The organism is Cedecea selenatireducens, from assembly GCF_042138895.1.
Lineage (GTDB): Bacteria > Pseudomonadota > Gammaproteobacteria > Enterobacterales > Enterobacteriaceae > Cedecea > Cedecea selenatireducens.
Genome location: NZ_JBHIKW010000002.1, coordinates 370,473 through 394,980 on the forward strand (window position 1 = coordinate 370,473; position 24,508 = coordinate 394,980).

Genomic DNA, 24,508 nt, shown 5'->3' on the forward strand with positions numbered 1-24,508 from the left:
TAGCACGACGATAATATAAACGCAGCAATGGGTTTGTGGACATTTGATCCATTGAACAACTTTGAAATCGGACACTCGAGGTTTACATATGAACAAAAACAGAGGGTTTACGCCTCTGGCGGCCGTTCTGATGCTCTCAGGCAGCTTAGCGCTTACAGGATGTAACGAGAAAGAGACTCAGCAGAGTGCGCCGCACGCCCCGGAAGTGGGTGTAGTGACTCTGAAAAGCGCGCCATTACAGATAACTACTGAGCTGCCAGGGCGTACCAACGCTTTTCGCATTGCAGAAGTTCGTCCTCAGGTTAGCGGCATTATTCTGAAGCGTAACTTCACCGAAGGCAGCGACATTCAGGCCGGTGTCTCGCTGTACCAGATCGATCCTGCAACCTATCAGGCTGCGTACGACAGCGCGAAAGGCGACCTGGCGAAAGCCCAGTCCAGCGCAAATCTTGCACAGTTGACCGTCAAGCGTTATCAGAAACTGCTGGGTACCAAGTACATCAGCCAGTCTGACTACGACACCGCCGCAGCAACCGCACAGCAGGCAAACGCTGACGTTGTTGCAGCCAAAGCTGCTGTAGAAACCGCACGTATCAACCTGGCGTACACCAAAGTGACCTCGCCTATCAGCGGCCGCATCGGTAAATCCGCGGTCACCGAAGGTGCGCTGGTCACCAGCGGGCAAACCACCGCCCTGGCAACCGTTCAGCAGCTCGACCCTATTTATGTGGACGTCACCCAGTCCAGCGATGACTTCCTGCGCCTGAAGCAGGAGCTGGCCGACGGTAAACTGAAACAGGAAAACGGCAAGGCGAAGGTCAAGCTGATGACGAACAACGGTGTAGCCTATCCTCAGGAAGGGACGCTGGAATTCTCTGAAGTGACCGTTGACCAGACCACCGGGTCAATCACCCTGCGCGCTATCTTCCCTAACCCGGACAAAACCCTGCTGCCAGGGATGTTTGTTCGCGCCAGTCTGGAAGAAGGCGTTAACCCGAACGCTATCCTGGTTCCGCAGCAAGGGGTGACTCGTACTCCGCGCGGCGACGCCTCAGCGATGGTTGTCGGCAAGGATGACAAGGTTGAAGTGCGCCAGCTGCAAACCAGCCAGGCGATCGGCGACAAATGGCTGGTGACCGGTGGCTTAGAAACCGGCGATCGCGTCATTGTTACCGGCCTACAGAAAGTAAAACCGGGTGTTCAGGTAAAAGCGCAGGAAGTTGCGGAAGACAATAAAGGCCAACAGCAACCCGCCGCAGGCGCGCAGCCAGAACAACCGAAGTCTTAACTTAAACAGGAGCCGTTAAGACATGTCTAAGTTTTTTATCGATCGCCCCATCTTTGCCTGGGTAATCGCCATCATCATTATGTTGGCGGGTGCGCTTGCGATCATGAAATTGCCTATCGCGCAGTATCCAACGATCGCGCCACCGGCCATTCAGATCTCGGCAAACTACCCGGGTGCAGATGCTAAAACGGTACAGGATACCGTCACGCAGGTTATCGAACAGAACATGAACGGTATCGATGGCCTGTTGTACATGTCCTCTACCAGTGATTCCTCTGGTACCGTTCAGATAACCATTACCTTCGACTCCGGCACCGATGCCGACATCGCACAGGTTCAGGTTCAGAACAAGCTGCAGCTGGCGATGCCGCTGCTGCCGCAGGAAGTGCAGCAGCAGGGTGTTAGCGTCGAGAAGTCCTCCAGTAGCTTCCTGATGGTTCTCGGTATGATCAATACCGACGGCACCATGAACCAGGAAGATATCGCGGACTACGTTGGCGCCACCATCAAAGATCCGGTCAGCCGTACTCACGGCGTCGGTGACGTGCAGCTGTTTGGTGCCCAGTACGCGATGCGTATCTGGATGGATCCGAACAAACTGAACAACTACCAGCTGACGCCTGTTGACGTGATTAACGCCATCAAAGCGCAAAACGCCCAGGTCGCAGCCGGCCAGCTCGGCGGGACTCCGCCGGTTAAAGGCCAACAGCTGAACGCCTCCATCATTGCGCAGACCCGTCTGAAATCCGCAGACGAGTTCAGCAAAATCCTGATGAAGGTTAACCCGGACGGCTCTCGAGTCCTGCTGAAAGACGTGGCGAAAGTTGAGCTTGGCGGCGAGAACTATGATGTTATCGCGCGTTATAACGGCCAGCCTGCTTCCGGCCTGGGGATTAAGCTGGCAACCGGTGCTAACGCCCTGGACACCGCCGAAGCGGTACGTGCTACGGTTGAAAAACTGGAGCCGTTCTTCCCGGCAGGTCTGAAAGTTGTTTACCCGTACGACACCACGCCGTTCGTTAAAATTTCCATTAACGAAGTGGTAAAAACGCTGGTGGAAGCCATCGTGCTGGTGTTCCTGGTGATGTATCTGTTCCTGCAGAACTTCCGGGCAACGCTGATTCCAACCATTGCCGTACCGGTGGTACTGCTGGGTACGTTCGCCATTCTTGCCGCGTTTGGCTACTCGATAAACACCCTGACGATGTTCGGCATGGTGTTGGCGATAGGCCTGTTGGTGGATGACGCCATCGTCGTGGTAGAAAACGTTGAGCGCGTTATGGTGGAAGATGGACTGCCACCGAAGGAAGCCACGCGCAAATCCATGGGCCAGATTCAGGGCGCCCTGGTGGGGATCGCGATGGTGCTGTCGGCGGTATTTATCCCGATGGCGTTCTTCGGCGGCTCTACCGGCGCAATCTATCGTCAGTTCTCGATTACTATCGTTTCCGCGATGGTGCTGTCGGTGCTGGTGGCCATGATCCTGACCCCGGCGCTCTGTGCGACCATGCTTAAGCCAATCCCGAAAGGTCATCACGATGACAAGAAAGGGTTCTTCGGCTGGTTCAACAGAATGTTCGACAAGAGTACGCATCACTATACCGACAGCGTCGGTAACATCCTGCGTAGCACCGGTCGTTATCTGGTCTTGTATCTGCTGATTGTGGTTGGCATGGGGCTGCTGTTCATCCGCCTGCCAAGCTCGTTCCTGCCGGACGAAGACCAGGGCGTACTGCTGGCGATGGCTCAGCTGCCCGCGGGGGCGACCCAGGAACGTACGCAGAAAGTCCTGGATGAAGTGAACGACTACTTCCTGACCAAAGAGAAAGCGAACGTTAACTCGGTGTTTACCGTTAACGGCTTCGGCTTCTCCGGTCGCGGTCAGAACACCGGCCTGGCGTTCGTTTCACTGAAAGACTGGAGCGAGCGTTCGGGTGAAGAGAACAAGGTTCCGGCGATTGCTGGCCGGGCCATGGGCACCTTCTCGCAGATTAAAGATGCGATGGTATTTGCCTTCAACCTGCCGGCGATTGTCGAGCTGGGTACCGCTACCGGCTTTGACTTCCAGCTGATTGACCAGGCAAACCTTGGCCACGAGCAGCTGACTCAGGCTCGTAACCAACTGTTCGGCATGATTGCTCAGCATCCTGACCTGCTGGTTGGCGTGCGCCCGAACGGCCTGGAAGATACGCCGCAGTTTAAAATCGATATCGACCAGGAAAAAGCACAGGCGCTGGGGGTATCCATCAGTGATATCAACACCACGCTGGGTGCAGCCTGGGGCGGCAGCTACGTCAATGACTTCATCGACCGTGGCCGCGTGAAGAAAGTGTATGTGATGGCTGAAGCGCCATACCGTATGCTGCCAAGCGATATCGGCAACTGGTACGTCCGTGGCTCTTCCGGCCAGATGGTACCGTTCTCCGCGTTCTCCACATCGCGCTGGGAATACGGCTCACCTCGTCTGGAGCGTTACAACGGCTTGCCATCCATGGAAATCCTCGGCCAGGCCGCACCGGGTAAAAGTACCGGTGAAGCAATGGATATGATGGAACAGCTGGCGGCGAAACTGCCAACCGGCATCGGCTTTGACTGGACGGGGATGTCCTATCAGGAACGTCTGTCCGGCAACCAGGCCCCTGCCCTGTACGCCATCTCGCTGATTGTGGTGTTCTTGTGTCTGGCGGCGCTGTACGAGAGCTGGTCGATTCCGTTCTCGGTCATGCTGGTTGTTCCGCTTGGGGTATTCGGTGCACTGCTGGCAGCCACCATGCGAGGCCTGACCAACGACGTTTACTTCCAGGTAGGCCTGCTGACAACCATTGGGCTGTCGGCGAAGAACGCGATACTTATCGTGGAATTCGCCAAGGATCTGATGGAGAAAGAAGGCAAAGGCCTGATAGAAGCGACGCTGGATGCGGTCCGTATGCGTCTGCGTCCGATTCTGATGACCTCTCTGGCATTTATCCTCGGGGTAATGCCGCTGGTCATCAGTACCGGGGCAGGCAGTGGCGCACAGAACGCCGTAGGTACTGGCGTAATGGGCGGGATGGTTACCGCTACCGTGCTGGCTATCTTCTTCGTACCGGTGTTCTTCGTGGTGGTACGCCGCCGCTTCAGCCGCAAGAATGAAGATATTGAACATGCGCATACGGTAGAGCATCACCAGTAAGCCATTAAATAACTTAACAAAAGGCCGCTTAAAGCGGCCTTTTTTATTAACAGAGAAACCGGTTTCAGCGAGCTTATTTCAGCGTCGTTATTTCCACTTTTATTTCCGTCCTGGCCGTTATCCACAACATAAGCCCCTCCTCATTTCGGGAAAAATAACGTTTAAATGCTCGTTAATCCATGATTAACGAAACAACAAAAACCGATGTGTGGCATTAACCTGGGAATATTCTTATAAATTAACGTCTGTGCCTTAACCGGATGCAGAATAGTCTTATAGCTTGATTAACCAGCTGAAAGTTATAAATATTGCCTGGTGCTCTTTAATCCACACCTGAGCATTTAAGTTAAAATTCATACTAAAGTCTTAATTCACATTTAGTAACGTATTCTCCTTTTTTAACTTAATTGTAATTTTTCGTTAGAGCAGCATGAAATTCAGGCGACATTGATTTATAGTTACAGCACATGCAATAATCGTGGCAACAGTTCTTCACCTCTTCAGGTGTGTCCACCCCAACCCGTTGTGTTTATCATTTGTTTTACCGATAAAGGGGGCAGCACTATGGACGAATACTCACCAAAGCGGCATGATATCGCGCAGCTTAAGTTCCTCTGTGAGAGTCTGTATCACGATTGTCTGACCAATCTTGGTGAGAGCAATCATGGATGGGTTAATGATCCGACCTCGGCCATTAATCTACAGCTGAATGAATTGATTGAGCACATTGCCGCGTCGGCGCTTAATTATAAGATTAAGTATCCGGACGAGAGCAAATTGATTGAACAGATTGATGAATACCTGGACGATACTTTCATGTTATTTAGCAATTACGGCATTAACGCACAGGATCTGCAGCGGTGGCGTAAATCAGGGAATCGCTTGTTCAGATGTTTCATCAGCGAGAGCCGCGCTAACCCAGTAAGCCACTCGTTCTAAAAAATATTAAAATACTTAAGGCGAATTTATGACTACCAAACTTACCAAGACCGATTATTTGATGCGTCTGCGACGTTGTCAGACAATTGATACGCTGGAGCGCGTAATAGAAAAAAACAAATATGAATTATCAGATAATGAGTTGGCGGTATTTTATTCAGCGGCCGACCATCGTCTTGCTGAACTGACGATGAATAAACTGTATGACAAAATCCCACCGTCTGTGTGGAAATTCATTCGTTAATAACAAATTTCATTAAATAATATTAAAAATCATATTTTATCTCCCGTTATTGTCTGGTTTGTCTCAGTCGTTGTCTCACAGGTCAGGATTAGCGTCAGTTAACCGGCCGGCTAAATACCGCAAGCCCTCATCAATAGTTGCCTTAACGCACCGTGGCCCGGCAACGTGAGCTTCGTCACGCTCAGGGAACGATCCCCGCTCTTTTCTCTCTAAACTTAGGTAGTCTTGCAGGCCACAAAAGAGGGAGTATTTGATGAGCGAAGAGAAGCGTAAAATGATTGCCGGTGAGCTTTACCGGCCCGGCGATGACACCCTGCAGCGTGAAAGCCACAAAGCGCGTCAGCTGCTGCATCGCTACAACCACAGTTCTCCTGATGAACAGGTCTACCGCGATGAAATCCTCGCCGAGCTGCTGGGCCAAAGCGAAGGGGCTTACATTGAGCCCACCTTCCGCTGCGATTACGGCTACAACATTTACCTCGGTAAAAACTTTTACGCCAATTTTGAGTGCGTGATGCTGGACGTTTGCCCGATTCGCATCGGCGACAACTGCATGCTGGCGCCGGGAGTGCATATTTATACCGCGACCCATCCCCTTGATGCCGAAACGCGAAATAGCGGCGTAGAGCTGGGCAAGCCGGTCACAATCGGTAATAACGTCTGGATTGGCGGACGCGCGGTAATTAACCCGGGCGTCACCATTGGCGATAATGTCGTGGTAGGTTCAGGCTCGGTTGTCACTAAAGATATTCCGGCTAACTGCGTGGTTGCGGGTAATCCTGCTCGTATCATTAAGATGCTGTAACGCGGCCAGCCCCGTTAACTGTTATGGTTATTTTTGGCTTATCTGTTACTTTTTTGCCGGACCCGCAGTTCTTAAAATAGTCTGGTCATGCGTACAACCGAAACAGAGAACTTAGAAGGCACACCATGTCAGAAATTCAGCGCCTGCTCACCGATACCATCGAACACCTGAATGAAACTGAAAAGCGCGATAACCGCCCGCGCTTCAGCATCAGTTTTATCCGTAAACATCCCGGGTTATTTATCGGGATGTATATCGGCTGGTTTGCCACTATGTGGGTAATGCTGGAATCAGAAACCCTGGCGGGCTCAGTATGGCTGCTGGTTGTTCTGTTCGCGCTGATGAACGCGTTTTTCTTCTTCGACGTCAATCCTCGCTATCGCTACAGCGATATTGACGTACTCGACCTGCGCGTTTGCTACAACGGCGAGTGGTATAACACCCGCCACGTGCCAACCGCGCTCATCGATGACATCCTCAGCTCCCCGAGCGTGGATGAAGAGCAAAAATCTTTGCTGCACAAAATGCTCAGCCGCAAAGGGGAGCTGTCGTTTTACGACGTCTTCTCGCTGACCCGCCAGCAACCTGCTGCCGGGCGCTAAGCACTAACGGCGTTTCTTACGTCCCTGCACCGCTTTAAAACGCGGGTTAGATTTGCAAATCACATACAGCCGCCCCTTGCGCTTAACAATCTGGCAATCAGGGTGGCGCTGTTTTGCACTGCGAAGTGAATTCAATACCTGCATTTCTTAAGACTCCTTGCCGCCAAAGAATTTACCAAAGCGCTGCTGGAAGCGCGCCGGGCCGCCTTCATTGACGAAGACTTTCTGTTTGCCGGTGTAGTGAGGATGCGAAGCGGAAGAGACTTCGATCGTCACGTAAGGGTAAGTCACCCCGTCCAGCTCAATCTCGCGGTCGGTTTTGATCGTCGAGCCCACTTTAAAATACTCATTCACGCTGGTGTCGTGGAACACCACGGTCCGGTAAAACGGATGGATATCGCGCTGCATAAAAATCATTCCGATATGTTATAACGTAACAATAAAATAAAAGATGATCGGATAAATTGCAAGCGGGGTTTAAAACGCAGAGGGAGTCAAAAAGAAGCGGGCACCGCGTGGGTGCCCGACAAGATTAGAGTTTAAAACCGGCAACCACGCGCTCAAGCTGGGTGGATTGCTCCGCCATAGAGTGCGACGCGGAAGAGACTTCCTGAACCAGCGCGGCGTTCTGCTGCGTGGTGCTATCAAGCTGATTAATCGCCAGATTCACCTGCTCAATGCCGGTGCTCTGTTCGCGGCTGGAAGACATAATTTCAGCCATCAGCGTCGTCACGTTGCGTACGCCCTGGGTCAGCTCCTCCATGGTGCTGCCCGCCTGATGAACCAGCTCCGTGCCGAGATTTACGTTGCTGACTGACGTTTCTATCAGCGCTTTAATTTCCCGCGCCGACTGGGCTGAGCGCTGAGCCAGGCTGCGAACTTCAGAGGCCACCACCGCAAAACCACGTCCCTGCTCACCGGCACGAGCGGCCTCAACGGCGGCGTTAAGCGCGAGGATATTGGTCTGGAAAGCGATGCTATCAATGACGCTGATAATATCGACCACTTTGCCAGAAGAGGTCTGAATGGCGTTCATCGTGCTGACAACCTGCTTGACCACTTCCCCGCCCTTCACCGCCACGCTTGAGGCTTCACGCGCCAGTTCATTTGCATGGGCGGCGTTATCGGCGTTCTGACGAACGGTGCTGGTCAGCTCTTCCATCGACGCCGCAGTCTGTTCAATGGAGCTGGCCTGATCTTCCGTTCGGGCAGAGAGATCCTGATTCCCTGTCGCAATCTGATGGGAAGCCGAAGAGATGGCTCGCGCGCTGTCTCCTACCTGCCGCAGCATGGTTTGCAGATAGTTAATCACACCGTTGAAGCTGTCGATAATGGCGTTAAATTCCGGGCTGCTGGTCGGGTCCAGACGCTGCGTCAGGTCAGCGCCGCCGGCAGAAAGACGGCTGATGTTGTGGTTCAGGTCACTCAGGCGACGCATCATGTTGCGGATAAACAGCACCAGTATGCCAAGCAGCACGATAGCCATAGGGATCTGCACCATACCGAGGCGCAGTAAAATAGCGTCCGTTTGTTTGGTCAGCAGTGCGGTGGGTAAATCCACCGCCAGGATCCACGGGCTGCCTTTTACCGTCTGTAAAATAACGGTATGTGAAGTGCCATCGTTGTCGTACTCATTTTCACTCCCCTGGCGGGCGTTAAAACCAGGCAGCATTTGCTGGACCGCTTTCGCCATTGGCAGCGTGCCGCTCAGATCGGAAAGATTTTTTAAGCCCGCCGTTTTGCCAATCTGATCCGCATTGCCCACCACCTTGCCGTCGGCTTCAATAATCAGCACCTGCCCTTTCACCGCCTCGCTCATCTGCTTAGCGAGCTGATTAAAGAAGCCCAGGGTCACATCGATGGTCGCCACGCCCCAGGGCTGGCCGTCTTTAGTAATCGCCATCGCACAGTTAGTACGAGGCTGCGGGCTGGCATCATCCTGGTAAGCGTTCGCCCAGGCACACTGCCCCGCAGGAGAAGCGAGTCCGGCTTTGTACCACACCTGTTCGTAGTAATCAGGCGCCGCGTCTGAGTTCCAGTAGGTGTTTTCTTCCAGCTTGTTGCTGCCGTTGCGGGCAAAGAAAGTACTGAATTTATTGCGCCCCGCCTCGCGTTTTTCCGGCAGGGGCCAGATGCCGCCGCCAAACACGTTCACGTCCTGGTACTGATCCACCAGCGTCGGTAATAGTTTATTAATATCATCGCTTTGCATCGCCGCGACCGACTGGGTAATGCTGCGCATTTGCGCCTGTACCCGGTTCATCTGCTCGGTGATATTCACCGCAACGTTGTCCACTTCAAAGCGAATCAGCTGGGTTTCATTTTGTTTGAGTTGCGGCGTCACGAAAAAGTGAATCACCAGCGAAGTTACCACAATTAACAGCATGAAAAACAAAGATAAAGAGGTAATAAATCGAGATTGTGTAGTTTTTAGCATGATGGGACACCTGGGGGTAGAAAGCGAAACGCTTAGCAACCTCTTCGGCATAAAACCCATAAACTTAACTGTCGCCATAATTTAATCATTCGTTAACTATTTCCAAATGTAATTAACTCTCAGTTAAATCCATAAGTTACCCCCGATCATTGAAACATTTTGCAATGATTAGACTTTTCTCGTTTCCGCAAATGCTTAGAACCCCGCCGGGTCATAGCTTAGAAGATAACAATATTGGGCGAGGCTTTTTGATTCCGGCAAGGTGAGAACCAACGCTACCCGACCGTATTCAGAAGGACATTGCCATGATGCTGTGCCGCTGTTGTGCCGAACTCAACCCGACCGCCTTTTCTAAGACTATGATGACCGGAGTAAACTATGAGCACCAATCCAGGCCTGGCACTGCCGATTCTTGACCTTTCCCAGCTTAACGGCAGCGAGACTGACCGTTCGGCCTTCCTCAGCCAGCTGCGCTACGCCGCACGAGAAATTGGCTTCTTCTACCTGATAAACCACGGCATCAGCCCTGAACTGCAGCAGGCGGTCCAGGACGAAGCCCGCAGCTTCTTTGCCCTCCCCGACGATGAAAAACAGCAGGTGGCGATGATTCGCTCGCCGCATTTCCGTGGCTATAACCGCGCGGCCAGCGAACTTACCCGCGGCCAGCCCGACTGGCGCGAACAGTTCGATCTCGGCGCCGAGCGCCAGGCACTACCGCCGGACGAATATGCACCCGCATGGCGTCGACTTCAGGGGCCAAACCTCTGGCCTACGGCGTTGCCCGAACTCAAACCCACGCTTTTACAGTGGCAGAGCGAAATGACCACCGTAGCCCTAAAGCTGCTGCGTACCTTCGCCGAAGCGCTTAGCCTGCCGGCCGATGCCTTCGACTCACTCTATGGCAGCCTGCCAAACGAACACATCAAGTTGATTCGCTATCCTGGACAGTCGGCCACGCAAAGCAGCCAGGGCGTAGGCGCTCACAAAGACTCAGGCTTCCTGAGCTTCCTGCTTCAGGACGATAAAAAGGGCCTGCAGGTGGAAGTTTCGCCGGATAACTGGGTCGATGCTCAGCCGCTGCCCGGCAGCTTTGTGGTCAATATTGGCGAACTGCTGGAGCTGGCTACCAACGGCTACCTGCGCGCGACCGTGCACCGCGTAGTGTCTCCGCCGCAGGACGAAGAGCGCCTGTCCATCGCCTTTTTCCTGGGCGCACAGCTCAACGCCGTGGTGCCGGTTTATCAGCTTCCGGAAACGTTAGCCCGCGAAGCGCAGGGCCCGGAAAGCGATCCACAAAACCCACTGCTGAGAGACGTGGGCTGGAACTACCTGAAAGGCCGCCTGCGCTCCCACCCCGACGTGGCGGAACGCTACTACGCGGATGTCCTTCGTAACAGCAGTGAACTAATCGCTTAATAACTTATTAAAAATAAAGGAATTGATGATGAAAAAGACCGCTTTTAAACTGGCTGGTGTCGCTCTGTCACTGTCTCTGGCTTTCGCGGCGCAGGCCGCAGACGCGCTGCGCGTAGCGGCTGACCCGGTCCCTCATGCAGAAATCCTCGCCTTTGTGCAGAAGCTCGACCCTACCCTCAAGCTGAAGGTCGTCGAGCTGAGCAACGGCGTTAACGCTAACGAACTGCTGGCCAACGGCGACGTTGACGCCAACTACTTCCAGCATGTGCCTTATTTACGTGACCAGGAAAAAGCGCTTGGCAAAAAATTTGTCGTTGCCGCAACGGTACATATCGAGCCGCTGGGCATCTACTCGCACAAATACAAAGACCTGAAGTCCGTGCCGGAAGGGGCGACCATTGCAGTGCCGAACAACGTCACCAACCTTAGCCGCGCGCTGTATCTGCTGCAGGACAAAGGGCTGATCACCCTCAAACCGGAGTTTAAAGACGCCTCCGTCAACCAGGCAACGCCGAAAGACATCGCCGAAAACCCGAAAAAGCTGAAGATCCTGGAAGTTGAATCGCCGCAGATCCCACGCTCTCTGGACGACGTGGGCCTCGGGGTGATCAACGGTAACTATGCGCTGGAAGCCGGGCTTAGCCCGGCGAAAGATGCGCTCGGCCTGGAAAGCGCCACCCATAACCCGTATGCCAATATCCTGGTCACCAACCCGAACCTGGAAAACGATCCGCGCATCAAACAGCTGACGAAGGATCTTGAATCCCCGCAGGTGGCCGAGTTCATCCGCAAGCAGTACAACGGCTCGGTGATCCCGGTAGAGAATAAATCATGATCTCCCTTGAGCGGCTGAGCAAAGTGTACGCCGGAGAAGGCCGACCGGCACTGGATGATATTAACCTTGTGGTCCCGGATGGCGCGATTTACGGCATTCTGGGCCGCAGCGGCGCCGGGAAAAGTACGCTTATTCGCTGTCTCAACCTGCTGGAGCGGCCCACTTCGGGCCGCATTATCATGAACGATCGCGACATCACGACCTTTAATCAGCGCGAGCTTCGTCAGCACCGGCAGCGCACCGGCATGGTGTTCCAGCACTTCAATCTGATTCATGCCAGAAACGTGGCAGACAACGTTGCCGTGCCGCTGGAAATATCCGGTATGCCACGCGAAGCTCGCCAAAAACGCGTCGCGGAGCTGCTCAGTCTGGTTGATCTGAGCGACAAAGCCAAAGCGTTTCCGTCCCAACTTTCCGGCGGGCAAAAACAGCGCGTCGGCATCGCCCGTGCGCTGGCCGCTCATCCGGAGATCCTGTTATGCGATGAAGCAACCAGCGCGCTGGATCCTGAAACTACTGCATCAATCCTGGCCCTGCTGGCGAACATCAACCGCCAACTTGGGCTGACCATTGTGCTCATCACCCACCAGCTCGAGGTCGTCAAAGCTATTTGCGATCACGCGGCGCTGCTGGAGCACGGCAGATTAATAGAGAGCGGCCCACTGTCCGAAAGATTAGTCGACCCGTTCTCAAAATTACGCACCTCGCTGCTGCATGACGAAGAAGCTGAACGCGAGTTCTTACGCCGCCACGGCGTCGAAGGGAGAGTCTTATGCGAAGTAGCATGAGTTGGGATGATTTGTGGCCGCTGCTGCTGGACGGCACCCTGGATACGCTTTACATGGTGGGGCTTGCGGCGCTGTTTACCGTACTGATTGGCCTGCCGCTCGGCGTGCTGCTGTTTCTCACCCGCCGCGACGGGGTATTGCCCGCCCTACGACTAAATCAAGTGCTCGGCAGCATCATCAACATAGGACGCTCGCTGCCGTTTATCGTCCTGCTGATAGCGCTGATCCCATTGACCCGAATTATCGTCGGCACCACGCTCGGCAGCACCGCGGCGGTTGTGCCTATCACCATCGGCGCCTTTCCTTTCTTCGCCCGCGTCGTGGAAAGCGCGCTTGATGAGGTGGACAAAGGCCGCATTGAAGCCATTCTGTCGATGGGCGGCAACGCCTGGCACGTGGTGAGCAAAGTGCTGCTGTCGGAAGCCTTACCTGCCATCCTGGCGGGGATCACGCTCACGGTAGTGATGCTGATTGGCTTTTCTTCGATGGCCGGCGTCATCGGCGGCGGCGGTCTGGGAGACCTGGCCATTCGCTACGGCTACCAGCGCTTCAATAACCAGGTCATGGTCGGGACCGTTATCGTGCTGATTGTGATGGTGCACCTTGTACAAAGCCTGGGCGACCACTTAGTCCGTCGCCTCGCCCACCGCCGCTGATGTTGTTCAAAGCCCGGTGTCCTGGCCGGGCTTTGAACATGCCTGTCTCGTCCCCTTCTCGTTATCCGCGCTGGATCACAAAATCAAATTGTTAACGTTAACTATTGCGATTAACATCACATTTATGGCGGTTACTCTCTTCTCGCGACAAATAGTTAACGTTAACAATATTGCCATTCAAGCACTCAGAGACTGCACACATGGCACTGACAAAACGGAATAAACACCACTATCTGATCCTGAGCGGGCTGCTGTTTACCTTTTTCTGGACCTGGTCATCGGCGTTTTCGCTGATCTCACTTTGGCTAAATCAGAAAATCGGCCTGAAAGGCGCGGAAACCGGGCTGATCTTCTCGATAATAGCCTTCACCGCGCTCTGCGCCCAGCCGCTGTATGGCTTCATCCAGGACAAACTCGGGCTGCGCAAATCCCTGCTGTGGGTTATTGGCGGGCTGCTGCTAGTCAGCGGGCCCTGGTTTATCTTCGTTTGCACCCCGCTGCTTCAGGTGCATATCGTCGCAGGGGCAATCAGCGTCGGGCTTTACGTCGGCGCCACCTTCTTTGCCGGTATCGGCGCGCTGGAGTCCTATACCGAACGCGTCAGCCGTATCGTAGGCTTTGAATACGGAAAATCACGCATGTGGGGCTCTTTAGGCTGGGCCGGTGCCACGTTTTTTGCCGGGCTGCTGTTTAACCTCAATCCACAGCTGAATTTCTGGATGGGTAGCGTCTCTGCCTGCCTGTTCCTGCTCCTCCTGTGGCGCATGCGTGATATGCAGCCTAACGCCCTCAGCGAGCTGGAATACGGTAAAGCCAGCGCGCTGACGCTGGCCGATGCCTTCGGTCTGCTCAAGCTCCCTCGCTTCTGGGCGCTGGTACTTTTTGTTTGCGGCGTCAGCGTTTACAACGTTTACGATCAGCAATTCCCCGTCTACTTCGCCTCGCTGTTCAACGACGTGCAGCGCGGCAACGAAATGTTTGGCTTTCTCAACTCCTTCCAGGTCTTTCTCGAAGCGGGCGGGATGTTCCTGGCCCCGATGCTGGTAAACCGCATCGGCGCCAGGCGCGGGCTGCTGCTCAGCGGCCTGATCATGGCTATGCGTATCTTTGGTTCAGGCATGGCAAGCGACCCGCTGACCATCTCCTTCATGAAGCTCCTGCACGCCGTCGAGTTGCCTATCCTTTTGATTTCAATGTTTAAGTACATCACCACGCAGTTCGATCAGCGGCTCTCCGCCACGCTCTACCTTGTCGGCTTCCAGTTTATTACCTCTATCTGCGCCACCGTACTCTCTCCGCTGGTCGGCCGCGGATACGACCAGCTCGGCTTTGCCGACACCTACATGATTCTGGCCGGGCTGGTGCTGGCACTGACGCTGGTTTCCGCTTTGCTGCTCAGCGACTCGGCCCCGGATAACACACACCCTTCTTTAAATCTGACCACCAGGTAACGCTATGACTACCCCACTTATCAAGGCACAAGCAGCCTTAGAAACGCTGCAGGCAACGCGCGGGAACGCCTTTTATCCTCTTTATCATCTGGCGCCGCCCGCGGGCTGGATGAACGATCCTAACGGCCTGATTTATCACAACGGGCTGTACCACGCCTTCTATCAGCACCATCCGTTTGATGAAAACTGGGGGCCGATGCATTGGGGACATGCCACCAGCCGGGATATGGTGCGCTGGGAGCACCAGCCTATCGCTCTGGCTCCGGGTAACGAATGGGACAGAGATGGCTGCTTCTCCGGCAGCGCGGTTGACGATAACGGCGTGCTCTCGCTGATTTACACCGGGCATATCTGGCTTGAAGGTGCGGGAAATGACAGCGCTATACGCCAGGTACAATGCCTCGCGACCAGCGAAGACGGTGTTCACTTTAAGAAACAGGGCGTCATTCTTACCCCACCGCCCGGCATCATGCATTTCCGCGATCCGAAGGTCTGGCAACAGGACGGCAACTGGTGGATGGTACTCGGCGCACGCGACCAGCACGATCGGGGCAAAGTACTGCTTTATCGCGGCAATTCACTGCGGGAGTGGCGGTTGGATCGTATCCTCGCGGAAGCCGACGCGGGTATGGGCTATATGTGGGAATGTCCGGATTTCTTCCCGCTCGGCAACAGTCAAATCCTGATGTTTTCCCCTCAGGGCATCCCGGCACAGGGCTTGAAGTATCAGAATCTGTTCCAGAGCGGCTATCTGCGCGGGAGATGGCAACCGGGGGAAGCATTCAGGCTCTGTCAGCCGTTTGAAGAGATGGATCACGGGCACGACTTTTACGCGCCGCAGTCCTTTGTCGCCGCCGATGGCCGCCGCATCGTGATGGGCTGGATGGACATGTGGGAATCCCCCATGCCCTCTAAAGGCGAAGGCTGGGCGGGCAGCCTCAGCCTCCCCCGGGAAGTGTGCATTATGCCAAACGGAAAACTCTATCAGAATCCGGTGCACGAACTGGCCACGCTGCGCACCCATGAACAGCTGGTTCTGCCCTGCGTGCTGGATAAACTTAACCAGAGGCTGCTGCCCGATGCGCAGGCGGTTGAGCTGGAGATAGCCTGGGAGTGTGGGCAAAGCACGGCTGAGCGCTACGGCATCCGTCTGGGGCAAGGCTGCGAACTGTTTGTCGACTCTCAGGCGCGGCGCCTGGTGCTGTCACGCAGCTATCAGGATGAGCGGCTTTGCGGGGATCGCAGCGTGCCGTTATCGGAAAACGGCGATCTTCATCTGCGTATTTTTATCGATCGTTCTTCTATCGAAGTTTTTGTTAACCAGGGCGAATACTGCCTCAGCAGCCGTCTCTACCCGCGGTCGGGAGAACGCCAGCTTGAGCTGTTCGCCAGCCACGGAAGAGCCTTATGTCGTGGCGGCACCCTGTGGCAGCTGAACGCGCTATAACGAGACGCGCTTAACCAGCGGGCAAGGCAGCCGTTTCACACCGCCGCTGGTCAGACCGTCAATCAAATGCAGTGCCGCCTGGCGACCGATTTCGTCATGCGGCAACTGGACCGTCGTCAGCGGTGGCAGGAATAAATCGCCGACCCCGACCAAATTATCAAATCCGAGTACCGCTACCTGCTCAGGAATAGCAATTCCCCGCGCCAGCAGCGTCTGGTAGGCGACAAAAGCGATACGGTCGTTACCACAAATCAGCACATCGAAATCCGCTTTCCCCTCTTTACAATGCGCGGCAACGCGCTCGGCCAGTTCGGGATAGTGGGCATCTCCCCACTGCATGTGATACTGCGTCACCGCCTCAAGCTCTAACCCGGCTTCACGCCAGGCCTGCTCGAATCCGTCCCGGCGTGGGCGGCTGGCGAGGGCTTCACCGGGCAGCCACAGGCACAGCGGGCGACGGTATCCTCGTTCAATCAGATAGCGGGTCGCCTGATATTGGCCGTTAAAATCATCGGGGATATAGCTCGGTAAACCAGCCTCGTCGCTCAAACAGTTAGCCAGCACCACGCGGTGGTTTTTTAAGACTGCGGGTAGCTCAACGTGCCGCAGGCCCATCGTGGTAAAAATAATGCCGTCGGGCCGCTGGGCTAATAGCTGATTAACTGCCCGCTCGGCGTCATCGGCAGAAAGAATATTAATCAGGAAGCTGTTCCAGCCCCGCTCACGTGCGGTTTGCTCAATGGCCAGCAGCATTTCTACAGAATAGGGGGTGGTTGCCGTATCCAGCGCAAGGATGCCTATTGTCGAAGCTTTAACGCCTTTGCTGCGTATCTTTCGGGCAGAATAGTCCGGCACATAATTAAGCTCGTCAATGGCTCGCTGCACCCGCTCCCGGGTTACCGGGCTAACGTGTTCAGCCTGATTAATAACCCTGGAGACGGTCATTAACGACACGCCCGCCAGGGTTGCTACGTCTTTCAGAGAAGCCATATCCAGCCATTCACCGCAAAAGAAAAACCGATAGTAGCGTTTTTTAAGCGTTTTTTCTCGACGAGAATGACTCTGCGCCTTTTTCCCGCACCAGCACCGTGGTCAGTACGAAAGACAGCCCCAGCGCCAGCGCCACCCCCAGCAGAGCAAAGATAAAGTACGGGCCAATATAGGCCGGCAGGCTAAAGATACTCGACAGGATATAGCCGTACAGCCGCACGCCGAAGAAGGCAATGAACGCCGAGGCAAGCGAACTGGCTATCGTGGCGGCAATAAACGCTTTCTTATAGCGGGTTAACACGCCGAACAGCGCCGGTTCGGTAATGCCCAGCAGCGCAGAAATCCCCGCCGACAGGACCACTGAACGGTCCGCTTTCGACTTGCTCTGGCGCCAGATGGCAAAGGTGGCCCCGGCGATGGCCATGTTGGCCATAAACATCATCGGCATCAGCATGTCATAGCCCCGGTCGGTGAAGTTTTGCAGCGCAATCGGCGTCATGGCGTGGTGCATCCCGGTCAGAATCGCAATCGGGCGAATCGCCCCCACCACCAGCCCGGCAAAGCTCGCTGAAACACCAAACAACCCTTCGATAAACCAGGCCAGCGCTTTCCCCAAATAAATGCCCAGCGGGCCAATCACCACCAGCGCAACCAGCGCGGCGATGAACAGCGTCAGCGTGGGGGTAAACACCGTTTTCAGCACCTCGGGCATGATGCTATCGACCCAGCGGTGGATATAGCTCAGCGCCAGCACCGAGAAAATCACCGGAATGACGCTGGAAGCATAGTTGAAGACTGAAACCGGGATCACGTTAAGAAAATAGAAAGCATCAACTGCCCCAGCCTGATGTGCGGCCAGCGCCTTCGCCGCTTCAATCAGCGACGGATACATTAAACAGGCCGCCACCGCCGCCGCGAGATATTCGTTAGTTTTGAAAATTCTGGCGGCGGAAATCGCCAGGAAAAACGGCAGAAAATAAAACACGCCGCTGGCGATGAGATCGATAACTATCACCGTATCGCTTTTGGCTGAGATCAGCTTGAGCGCAACCAGCCCCGCCAGCAGGCCTTTTATCATCCCTGCCCCGGCAATCGCCGGCACAATCGGGCCAAAAACGCCGGAAACCGTGTCCATAAACATCGACACCAGGCTTTTACGCTCTTTCTTGCCAGCGGGCGCAGCCGGGGCCTCTTTCGCGCCGCCAAGCAGAGCGTTCAATTGTTCGTACCAGCTGTTCACCTGCGGGCCGATGATTATCTGGAACTGATCGCTTTGCGTCTGCGCCCCCAGCACGCCGGGCAGCTTTTTGATCTCCGCCTGGTTCACTTTATTATCATCAATTAAATCGAAACGCAGACGCGTCATGCAGTGCCAGACTTTATTAATATTATCCGTCCCGCCGACCAGACGAATAATAGAAGCAATGACGTCACGACTCCCCATGAATAACTCCCCGGTGTTGGTTTATTGTTATGTTTTACTGCCGCTGATGGTAGAGAATCAAAAAACAAAAAACAAACCAATGAAACATGACCCGCATCACAATTAGCCACCACAAAGCAAACAAAACGAGAAAGACAAACAATTGGTACGGTTTTATTGCATTTATAGGTGAAATAGCTGACCAATAAAAAAGAGTCAAAAAAAGCGTTTACCGGCGGGGAAAAATAGGGTGATAGTAATAGCAGAACTTAATTTACCGCGTTTACATCAGCCTGATGGTGGAGCTATCTCGTGCTACCCACAATTATCGAAAATATTGAATGCTTTATTACTAAGCCGGACCGACACAACCTGGTGACGGTGCGGGTCACAACCGACAAAGGCGTTACCGGCCTCGGCTGCGCGACATTCCAGCAGCGGCCGCTGGCGGTAAAAACCCTGGTCGATGAATACCTCAAGCCGCTGCTGATTGGCCGCGATGCTAACCACATCGAAGACCTGTGGCAGATGATGACGGTCAACGCCTACTGGCGAAACGGCCCGATCATGAACAACGCCATCGCCGGCGTGGATATGGCACTTTGGGACATCAAAGGTCAATTGGCCCATATGCCGCTTTACCAGCTTTTAGGCGGCAAATCGAAGGACGCCATTGCGGTTTACAGCCACGCCGCCAGCGAAACGCTCGAAGGGCTCTATCAGGAAGTGGAAAAGCTTCTGGCGCAAGGGTACAGGTACATTCGCTGCCAGCTGGGGTTCTACGGCGGCACGCCGCAGGGCATGCACCAGACTAAAACCCCCACGCCTGGCGCGTACTATGACCAGGATGAATATATGGCCAACACGGTGGAAATGTTCCGCGCGCTGCGTGAGAAATACGGCCATCGGTTCCATATCCTGCACGACGTTCACGAACGGCTATTCCCGCAGCAGGCCATTCAGTTGGCTAAGGCGCTGGAACCGTATCAGCCGTGGTTTATCGAGGACATTCTGCCGCCGCAGCAAAGCGCGTGGCTGGAACAGGTGCGTAACCACTCTTCCGTGCCGCTGGCGATGGGCGAGCTGTTCAATAACCCGGCGGAATGGCACGATCTTATTGTGAATCGACGCATCGATTTTATCCGCTGTCACGTCTCGCAAATCGGCGGGATTACTCCGGCGCTCAAACTGGCGGTACTCTGCCAGGCCTTTGGGGTACGCCTGGCCTGGCACGGGCCGCCGGACATGACGCCCATCGCCGTAGCGGTGAATACTCACCTGAATATTCATCTGCATAACGCGGCGATTCAGGAATTTATTCCCGTCAAAGAGAATACCGCCGCCGTGTTCCCTGGCGCACCGATCGCGGAACAAGGCTACATGTACCCTCTGGAAAAACCGGGTATTGGCGTGGGGTTTGACAGGGAACAGGCGGAACGTTTCCCGGTAGAATATCGCCCGCATGAATGGACACAAAGCCGTCTGCCCAACGGCGCAATACATACGCCCTAAGAGGATTTACGGCGAACCAGATTATCGTGGTTAAAGGGGATGACGTAGGTGCAGGAATAATCGATATCGACAATATCGCTGATTTCAAACACCCGTCCCCCTTCAAGGATCCCACGGTTGCTTATCTGCATTGCGGGCAGCCCCTTCTTGCACTCCAGCAGCTGCGCCTGCTCTTTATTAACCGCTATGGCCTGGTAGCGGGTCAACAAATGCGAAATCCGGTATCCCTTGCTTAAAACATATTGCTGCAGGGAGCTTTCAATCGCCTTCTGGTTAAGGTCGGGGAAATCTTTGGCCGGCATGCGCGACGTTTCAATCTGTACTTTCTGATTATCCACCAGCCGCAGCCGGCAAAACTGCCAGATAAACTCCTCGGGCCCGAGGCCAAAGATCTGCTGATCGTCGCGATCGGGAAGCTTTTTATGCAGGCTGACCAGGCGAAAGGTAATGCGATCGAAGGGCTTTTCGGTGATAGAGTTATAAACCAGCGGGCTATTGCGGGCCTGTTCGTTAATCCAGATCCCGGAACCCTGGACGATGGACACCACGCCGATACTGACCAGTTTTTCCAGCGCCTGGCGAATCGTGAAGCGCGAAACCCCGTACTCTTCTGCAAGCTGGCGCTCAGGCGGCAGTTTGCGCGGCCCAGGCGTGCTGTGCTGATAAATTTTGCTCAGTAAGTCCTGGGTCACAAAGTCTTTCTTTTTCATCGCGCGCTCCTAAGCTTTGCGCTGAAACATAACATTACTGCGCCGGCTGAACTATGCTGGCAGGTAAATTACCTCTAACGTTTACCTCCTTACGCCGGAACCCACCTATGACAAGCAAAAAAATGGTCAGTCTCGTCAATGGCGTACTGATCGTGGCGGTGCTGCTGCCGGTCTTGCTTAGCATCTATCTGGCGCACAACAAGGCCGAGAAAACCTTCCATAGCGAGCTGGAAAACTACGCCGACCGGGCGCTGTTACGCAGCGAAAGAGTCATCAACCAGGCCACCGCCGCGCTCACGCAGATCAACAGCTTCAGCGGCCAGTACTGCTCCCGCGCCCACCTGGATGCGATGCGTCGGGTCGCTTTCAACTATCGCTACATCCAGGAAGTGGTCTATCTCGCCAATAACCGCACCGTTTGCTCTTCGCTTGAAGCCACGCACGACGGCGCGAAGCTTGGCCCTCCCGATACCAAAGGCACCAAAGGCTTCTTCGCCTGGTACACCGACGTGACCGACCTCGGCTTCGAACGCCCGATGATGTATATCGGCAAATTACAGCACGTGGTGGTTATAGACCCGATAGCCTTTATCGACGTGATCCCCTTCGGCCACAACCCGGTTGACGTCGCGATGGTTGGCATGGAGCACAACCGGCTTATCGCCAGTAACGCAAAGCTGCCTGATGACAGCTGGGAAAGCCAGATTGGAAAAGGCGTGGAGGAGTTTTCTGACGGGCAAAATGACTATGTCATTCGCCGCTCATCGGCGTTAGGGCTGGCAATGATAGCCTGGGCACCCAGCGCCCCGCTGCAGGCGGCCTGGTACAAACAAATGATCATCTGGCTGCCGATTGGCATTCTGTTTAGCCTGAGCGCGGGCTGGTTCATCACTCGCCTGCTGCGGCGCCTTGAGTCCCCCCAGGCACGCATTCAGGATGCCATTCGCGACCGGGAGTTCACCCTTGAATATCAGCCTATTGTTGATTTAAACACCGGAGAAGGCGTGGGGGCGGAAGCGTTAATCCGTTGGCGTCTGCCGGACGGCAGCTTTATCAGCCCGGACGTCTTTATCCCCATTGCCGAGCAGGCCGGGCTTATCTCGCAGATAACCGAACTGGTGATTAAAAAGACCTTCGCCGATCTCGGTGACTGGCTGCACGCTCACCCTCACCACCATGTCTCCATCAACCTCTCACCGAGCGACGTGCTTAACGACAAGGTGTTGCAGGTCATCAAACCTCTGCTGCTGAAGTATCAAATCAAAGCGGAGCAAATCGCGCTGGAGATTACCGAGCGCGGCTTTGCCAACCCGAAAGTTAGCGCCCCTATCGTGGCGGAATACCGCCAGGCGGGTCACCCTATCTACCTGGATGATTTCGGCACCGGCTACTCGAGCCTGAGCTACCTGCAGGATCTGGACGTCGATATTATCAAAATCGACAAATCGTTCGTCGACGCGCTGGAGTACAAAAACGTCACGCCTTACATCATTGAAATGGCGAAGACCCTGAATCTGGCGACCCTCGCCGAAGGGATTGAAACCGCTTCACAGGCCGCGTGGCTGCGCGAGCACGGCGTGGCCTGGGGGCAGGGCTGGCTTTACAGCAAAGCCCTGCCTAAACAGGCCTTTATCGACTGGATTGCACGCAATCGCGCTATTGGCTAACTACTTGCGCAATATCTGCTGCAGGCGCTGCTGCTGGCGTTTTTCCAGCCAGCCCTTCAGCAGGAACAGGCGCAGGCCGCCCATCACCAGCAGCGCGCCCCAAATCAGCGTCGGCCACAGGAACCAGTATTGGCCCGGCGAAGTCAGCAAATTAATCACCGCCAGACCGGCACACACAATCGCCCACACCAGCAGCGAACGGTAATAGCGATACTCACGGGCAACACGCTTTTTGGCCTCAATAATCCGCGTATTGAGCGCATCTTCCGGCTCGCCGTCCGGCTCATTATCGTCGTACAAATCCGTCACGTTGAGATCGAACGCGGCGGCAATCGCGCTCATGGTTTCCAGGCTTGCCTGCCCCCCGTTCTCAATACGCTGAATCGTTCTGACGCTCAGGGAAGAGAGTTCGGCCAGCTGCTCCTGGGACCAGGCGCGGGATAAACGCAACGCTTTAATGTTGTTACTCATGGCTGAGATCCTCGAATGATTTAACCCGCCCTGACTATGGCCTGGCCCGCACCACTTCAACACGACAGCAACACGACATCAAGCCGACAGCAACCTGACACCCTGCCGTAAAGGCTTACAGGGGTTACTTCACCCCCAGCCGCTTCGCCAGCCGATGCAGGTTGGCAACGTCGACGCCCAACTGCCGGGCGCTAGCCGCCCAGTTATTACCGTTGCCCGCAAGCGCTGCAATAATTCTGACGCGCTGAAACTCATCGGTAGCTTCGCGCAGGCTGGCAGAAGGAGGCGTTTGAGTTAAGGTTTCCGGCTCGTGGAATGCACCATCCGCCCGGCCGGAAAGCTGGAAGTGCTGGGGCAGCAGGACAAGCTCTCCCTGCGGATGACCTGCACGAGCCAGCACAATAGCGCGGTAAATGGCATGCTCCAGCTCGCGGATGTTCCCCGGCCAGCCGTAGTGTGCAAGCTGCACGCGCGCCGCTTCGCTCAGCACCACCTGCTTGAGCCCCATTTTCACGCGACTTTGCTCGCAGAAAAACCCGGCCAGCAGCGCAATATCGCTGCCTCGCTCACGCAGCGGCGGAACGTGCAGAGGAAAGACGCTCAGGCGGTGGAACAAGTCTGCGCGAAACGCCCCGGCAACCACCTGCTGGCGCAGATCGCGGTTAGTGGCGGCCAGCACCCGGACATCCACCCGCTGGCTGCGGTCATCGCCCACGCGCTGGATATCGCCGTACTGAAGCACGCGCAGCAGCTTGGCCTGCAGTGCCAGCGGCAGCTCACCTATCTCGTCCAGGAACAGCGTGCCGTTATCCGCCATTTCAAACTTACCGGTACGGTGGTGAATTGCGCCGGTGAAAGCGCCTTTCACATGGCCGAACAGCTCGCTCTCCGCCACGCTTTCCGGCAGTGCGGCGCAGTTAAGATAAACCAGCGGGTTCGCCGTTCTTGCAGAACCGGCATGAATCGCCCGCGCCACCAGCTCTTTCCCGACGCCCGTTTCGCCGGTGATCAGCACGTTAAGATCCGAGGCGGCAACAATCCCGATCTCTTTTTTCAACTGGATGATGCCCGGCGAGCGGCCAATCATCTCCCCCACCACGCCGCGCGCAATGGCGGGCTGCACCGTGCCTTCCGGCGTTTGCTTCTCAAGCTGTTCGAGCAGCAGGGCGTTATTCAGCGCCCCGGAGGCCAGCACGCCAATCAGCCTGAGTTCCTCATCGCTGAAGCCGTCGAACTGGTGGGGGTCCATGCCGTCCACGGTCAGCGCCCCGATAAGATTCTGGTCGGCAAACAGCGGCAGCCCCAGGCAGGCATGAACCTTGAGGTCTTCGTGTTCGGGAATAAGGCCGTCGTACGGGTCGGGCAGCTCGCTGTCGGCCGGAAAACGCACCACGTCACCTGCGCGGGCGATAGCCTCCAGGCGTGGGTGAGCGTCAACGGCAAAGCGCCGCCCCAGCACGTCGACAGCCAGGCCGTCAATCGCCAGCGGGTAAAAATGGCGCGACTCGTAGCGCAGCAGCGCCGTGGCATCGCCGCCGAGCAGCTTTCGCAGCGTGCGGATGACGCGAGAAAAGCGATCAGAATGGCTGATGCCGCTTTGCAGTTCGATAGCAATGGCGGCGAGAGAAGACATCGACAGGCTCATGATGAGGCTC

The 24,508-nt window shown here is 55.3% G+C and carries 22 protein-coding genes; 14 read left to right on the forward strand and 8 right to left on the reverse strand.

Annotated elements, in window-relative coordinates:
* Positions 1 to 88 precede the first annotated feature (88 nt).
* The 6 genes from ACE38U_RS04610 (at position 89) to ACE38U_RS04635 (ending at position 7,050) form a co-directional block, all read left to right on the forward strand.
* Positions 89 to 1,288 carry an efflux RND transporter periplasmic adaptor subunit gene (locus ACE38U_RS04610; protein ID WP_038480192.1) on the forward strand — a complete coding sequence of 400 codons (1,200 nt, stop codon included), beginning with the start codon at positions 89 to 91 and terminating at the stop codon, positions 1,286 to 1,288.
* Between the two features lie 22 nt (positions 1,289 to 1,310).
* Positions 1,311 to 4,460 carry a multidrug efflux RND transporter permease subunit AcrB gene (gene acrB / locus ACE38U_RS04615; protein WP_038480189.1) on the forward strand — a complete coding sequence of 1,050 codons (3,150 nt, stop codon included), beginning with the start codon at positions 1,311 to 1,313 and terminating at the stop codon, positions 4,458 to 4,460.
* 564 nt (positions 4,461 to 5,024) lie between these two features.
* Positions 5,025 to 5,399: an Hha toxicity modulator TomB gene (tomB, locus tag ACE38U_RS04620; protein ID WP_008460297.1), complete on the forward strand. Its 375-nt coding sequence runs from the start codon at positions 5,025 to 5,027 to the stop codon at positions 5,397 to 5,399.
* Between the two features lie 28 nt (positions 5,400 to 5,427).
* Complete coding sequence (hha, locus tag ACE38U_RS04625) at positions 5,428 to 5,643, forward strand: hemolysin expression-modulating protein Hha (RefSeq protein ID WP_008460299.1); 216 nt, start codon at positions 5,428 to 5,430, stop codon at positions 5,641 to 5,643.
* A gap of 253 nt (positions 5,644 to 5,896) precedes the next feature.
* Complete coding sequence (maa, locus tag ACE38U_RS04630) at positions 5,897 to 6,448, forward strand: maltose O-acetyltransferase (protein ID WP_176981979.1); 552 nt, start codon at positions 5,897 to 5,899, stop codon at positions 6,446 to 6,448.
* Positions 6,449 to 6,573: 125 nt separating this feature from the next.
* Positions 6,574 to 7,050: a YlaC family protein gene (locus ACE38U_RS04635; RefSeq protein ID WP_038480183.1), complete on the forward strand. Its 477-nt coding sequence runs from the start codon at positions 6,574 to 6,576 to the stop codon at positions 7,048 to 7,050.
* Between the two features lie 3 nt (positions 7,051 to 7,053).
* On the opposite strand, the gene ykgO is transcribed toward ACE38U_RS04635, so the two are convergent.
* The 3 genes from ykgO to ACE38U_RS04650 all read right to left on the reverse strand — a co-directional run bounded on the left by ykgO (position 7,054) and on the right by ACE38U_RS04650 (position 9,487).
* Positions 7,054 to 7,194 (reverse strand): type B 50S ribosomal protein L36, encoded by a 141-nt coding sequence (gene ykgO, locus ACE38U_RS04640; RefSeq protein ID WP_003859006.1) that lies wholly within the window; start codon positions 7,192 to 7,194, stop codon positions 7,054 to 7,056.
* A gap of 3 nt (positions 7,195 to 7,197) precedes the next feature.
* Positions 7,198 to 7,458, reverse strand: a complete 261-nt coding sequence (locus tag ACE38U_RS04645; RefSeq protein WP_008460319.1) for a type B 50S ribosomal protein L31 — start codon at positions 7,456 to 7,458, stop codon at positions 7,198 to 7,200.
* A 124-nt stretch (positions 7,459 to 7,582) separates the two neighbouring features.
* Positions 7,583 to 9,487 (reverse strand): methyl-accepting chemotaxis protein, encoded by a 1,905-nt coding sequence (locus ACE38U_RS04650; protein ID WP_375529256.1) that lies wholly within the window; start codon positions 9,485 to 9,487, stop codon positions 7,583 to 7,585.
* Positions 9,488 to 9,865: 378 nt separating this feature from the next.
* Here ACE38U_RS04650 and ACE38U_RS04655 point away from each other — a divergent pair, with 378 nt between their 5' ends.
* From ACE38U_RS04655 to ACE38U_RS04680, 6 genes are all read left to right on the forward strand, one after another.
* Positions 9,866 to 10,903, forward strand: coding sequence for an isopenicillin N synthase family dioxygenase (locus tag ACE38U_RS04655; RefSeq protein ID WP_038480174.1), 1,038 nt, complete (start codon positions 9,866 to 9,868; stop codon positions 10,901 to 10,903).
* A gap of 28 nt (positions 10,904 to 10,931) precedes the next feature.
* The gene (locus ACE38U_RS04660) at positions 10,932 to 11,738 is read left to right on the forward strand and encodes a MetQ/NlpA family ABC transporter substrate-binding protein (protein WP_375529306.1); all 807 of its coding nucleotides are present in this window, start codon (positions 10,932 to 10,934) and stop codon (positions 11,736 to 11,738) included.
* A complete protein-coding gene (locus ACE38U_RS04665) occupies positions 11,735 to 12,526 on the forward strand; it encodes a methionine ABC transporter ATP-binding protein (RefSeq protein ID WP_081948198.1) in 792 nt (263 codons plus the stop codon). The genes ACE38U_RS04660 and ACE38U_RS04665 overlap by 4 nt, the downstream gene beginning before the upstream one ends.
* Positions 12,523 to 13,182 (forward strand): methionine ABC transporter permease, encoded by a 660-nt coding sequence (locus tag ACE38U_RS04670; protein WP_375529307.1) that lies wholly within the window; start codon positions 12,523 to 12,525, stop codon positions 13,180 to 13,182. Before ACE38U_RS04665 ends, ACE38U_RS04670 begins: the two co-directional genes overlap by 4 nt.
* A 200-nt stretch (positions 13,183 to 13,382) precedes the next feature.
* Positions 13,383 to 14,633, forward strand: coding sequence for an oligosaccharide MFS transporter (locus ACE38U_RS04675; protein ID WP_038480165.1), 1,251 nt, complete (start codon positions 13,383 to 13,385; stop codon positions 14,631 to 14,633).
* 4 nt (positions 14,634 to 14,637) lie between these two features.
* Positions 14,638 to 16,080, forward strand: coding sequence for a glycoside hydrolase family 32 protein (locus ACE38U_RS04680; RefSeq protein WP_176981976.1), 1,443 nt, complete (start codon positions 14,638 to 14,640; stop codon positions 16,078 to 16,080).
* Here the strand turns inward: ACE38U_RS04680 and ACE38U_RS04685 are convergent.
* Both ACE38U_RS04685 and ACE38U_RS04690 read right to left on the reverse strand, forming a co-directional pair.
* On the reverse strand, positions 16,075 to 17,070 hold the full coding sequence (locus tag ACE38U_RS04685; RefSeq protein ID WP_375529257.1) for a LacI family DNA-binding transcriptional regulator: 996 nt from the start codon (positions 17,068 to 17,070) through the stop codon (positions 16,075 to 16,077). The genes ACE38U_RS04680 and ACE38U_RS04685 overlap by 6 nt on opposite strands.
* Positions 17,071 to 17,113: 43 nt before the next feature.
* Positions 17,114 to 18,514, reverse strand: coding sequence for a PTS transporter subunit EIIC (locus ACE38U_RS04690; RefSeq protein WP_038480157.1), 1,401 nt, complete (start codon positions 18,512 to 18,514; stop codon positions 17,114 to 17,116).
* Positions 18,515 to 18,805: 291 nt separating this feature from the next.
* Here ACE38U_RS04690 and ACE38U_RS04695 point away from each other — a divergent pair, with 291 nt between their 5' ends.
* A complete protein-coding gene (locus tag ACE38U_RS04695; RefSeq protein ID WP_038480155.1) occupies positions 18,806 to 20,005 on the forward strand; it encodes an enolase C-terminal domain-like protein in 1,200 nt (399 codons plus the stop codon).
* Here ACE38U_RS04695 and ACE38U_RS04700 read toward each other — a convergent pair.
* Complete coding sequence (locus ACE38U_RS04700; protein WP_038480152.1) at positions 20,002 to 20,715, reverse strand: GntR family transcriptional regulator; 714 nt, start codon at positions 20,713 to 20,715, stop codon at positions 20,002 to 20,004. The genes ACE38U_RS04695 and ACE38U_RS04700 overlap by 4 nt on opposite strands.
* Positions 20,716 to 20,822: 107 nt before the next feature.
* Here ACE38U_RS04700 and pdeB point away from each other — a divergent pair, with 107 nt between their 5' ends.
* Complete coding sequence (gene pdeB, locus ACE38U_RS04705) at positions 20,823 to 22,382, forward strand: cyclic di-3',5'-guanosine monophosphate phosphodiesterase PdeB (RefSeq protein WP_038480149.1); 1,560 nt, start codon at positions 20,823 to 20,825, stop codon at positions 22,380 to 22,382.
* Here pdeB and ACE38U_RS04710 read toward each other — a convergent pair whose 3' ends face one another.
* Together ACE38U_RS04710 and norR are read right to left on the reverse strand one after the other, a co-directional pair.
* On the reverse strand, positions 22,383 to 22,853 hold the full coding sequence (locus ACE38U_RS04710) for a 2TM domain-containing protein (RefSeq protein WP_038480146.1): 471 nt from the start codon (positions 22,851 to 22,853) through the stop codon (positions 22,383 to 22,385).
* Between the two features lie 124 nt (positions 22,854 to 22,977).
* On the reverse strand, positions 22,978 to 24,498 hold the full coding sequence (norR, locus tag ACE38U_RS04715; RefSeq protein WP_375529258.1) for a nitric oxide reductase transcriptional regulator NorR: 1,521 nt from the start codon (positions 24,496 to 24,498) through the stop codon (positions 22,978 to 22,980).
* Positions 24,499 to 24,508 lie beyond the last annotated feature (10 nt).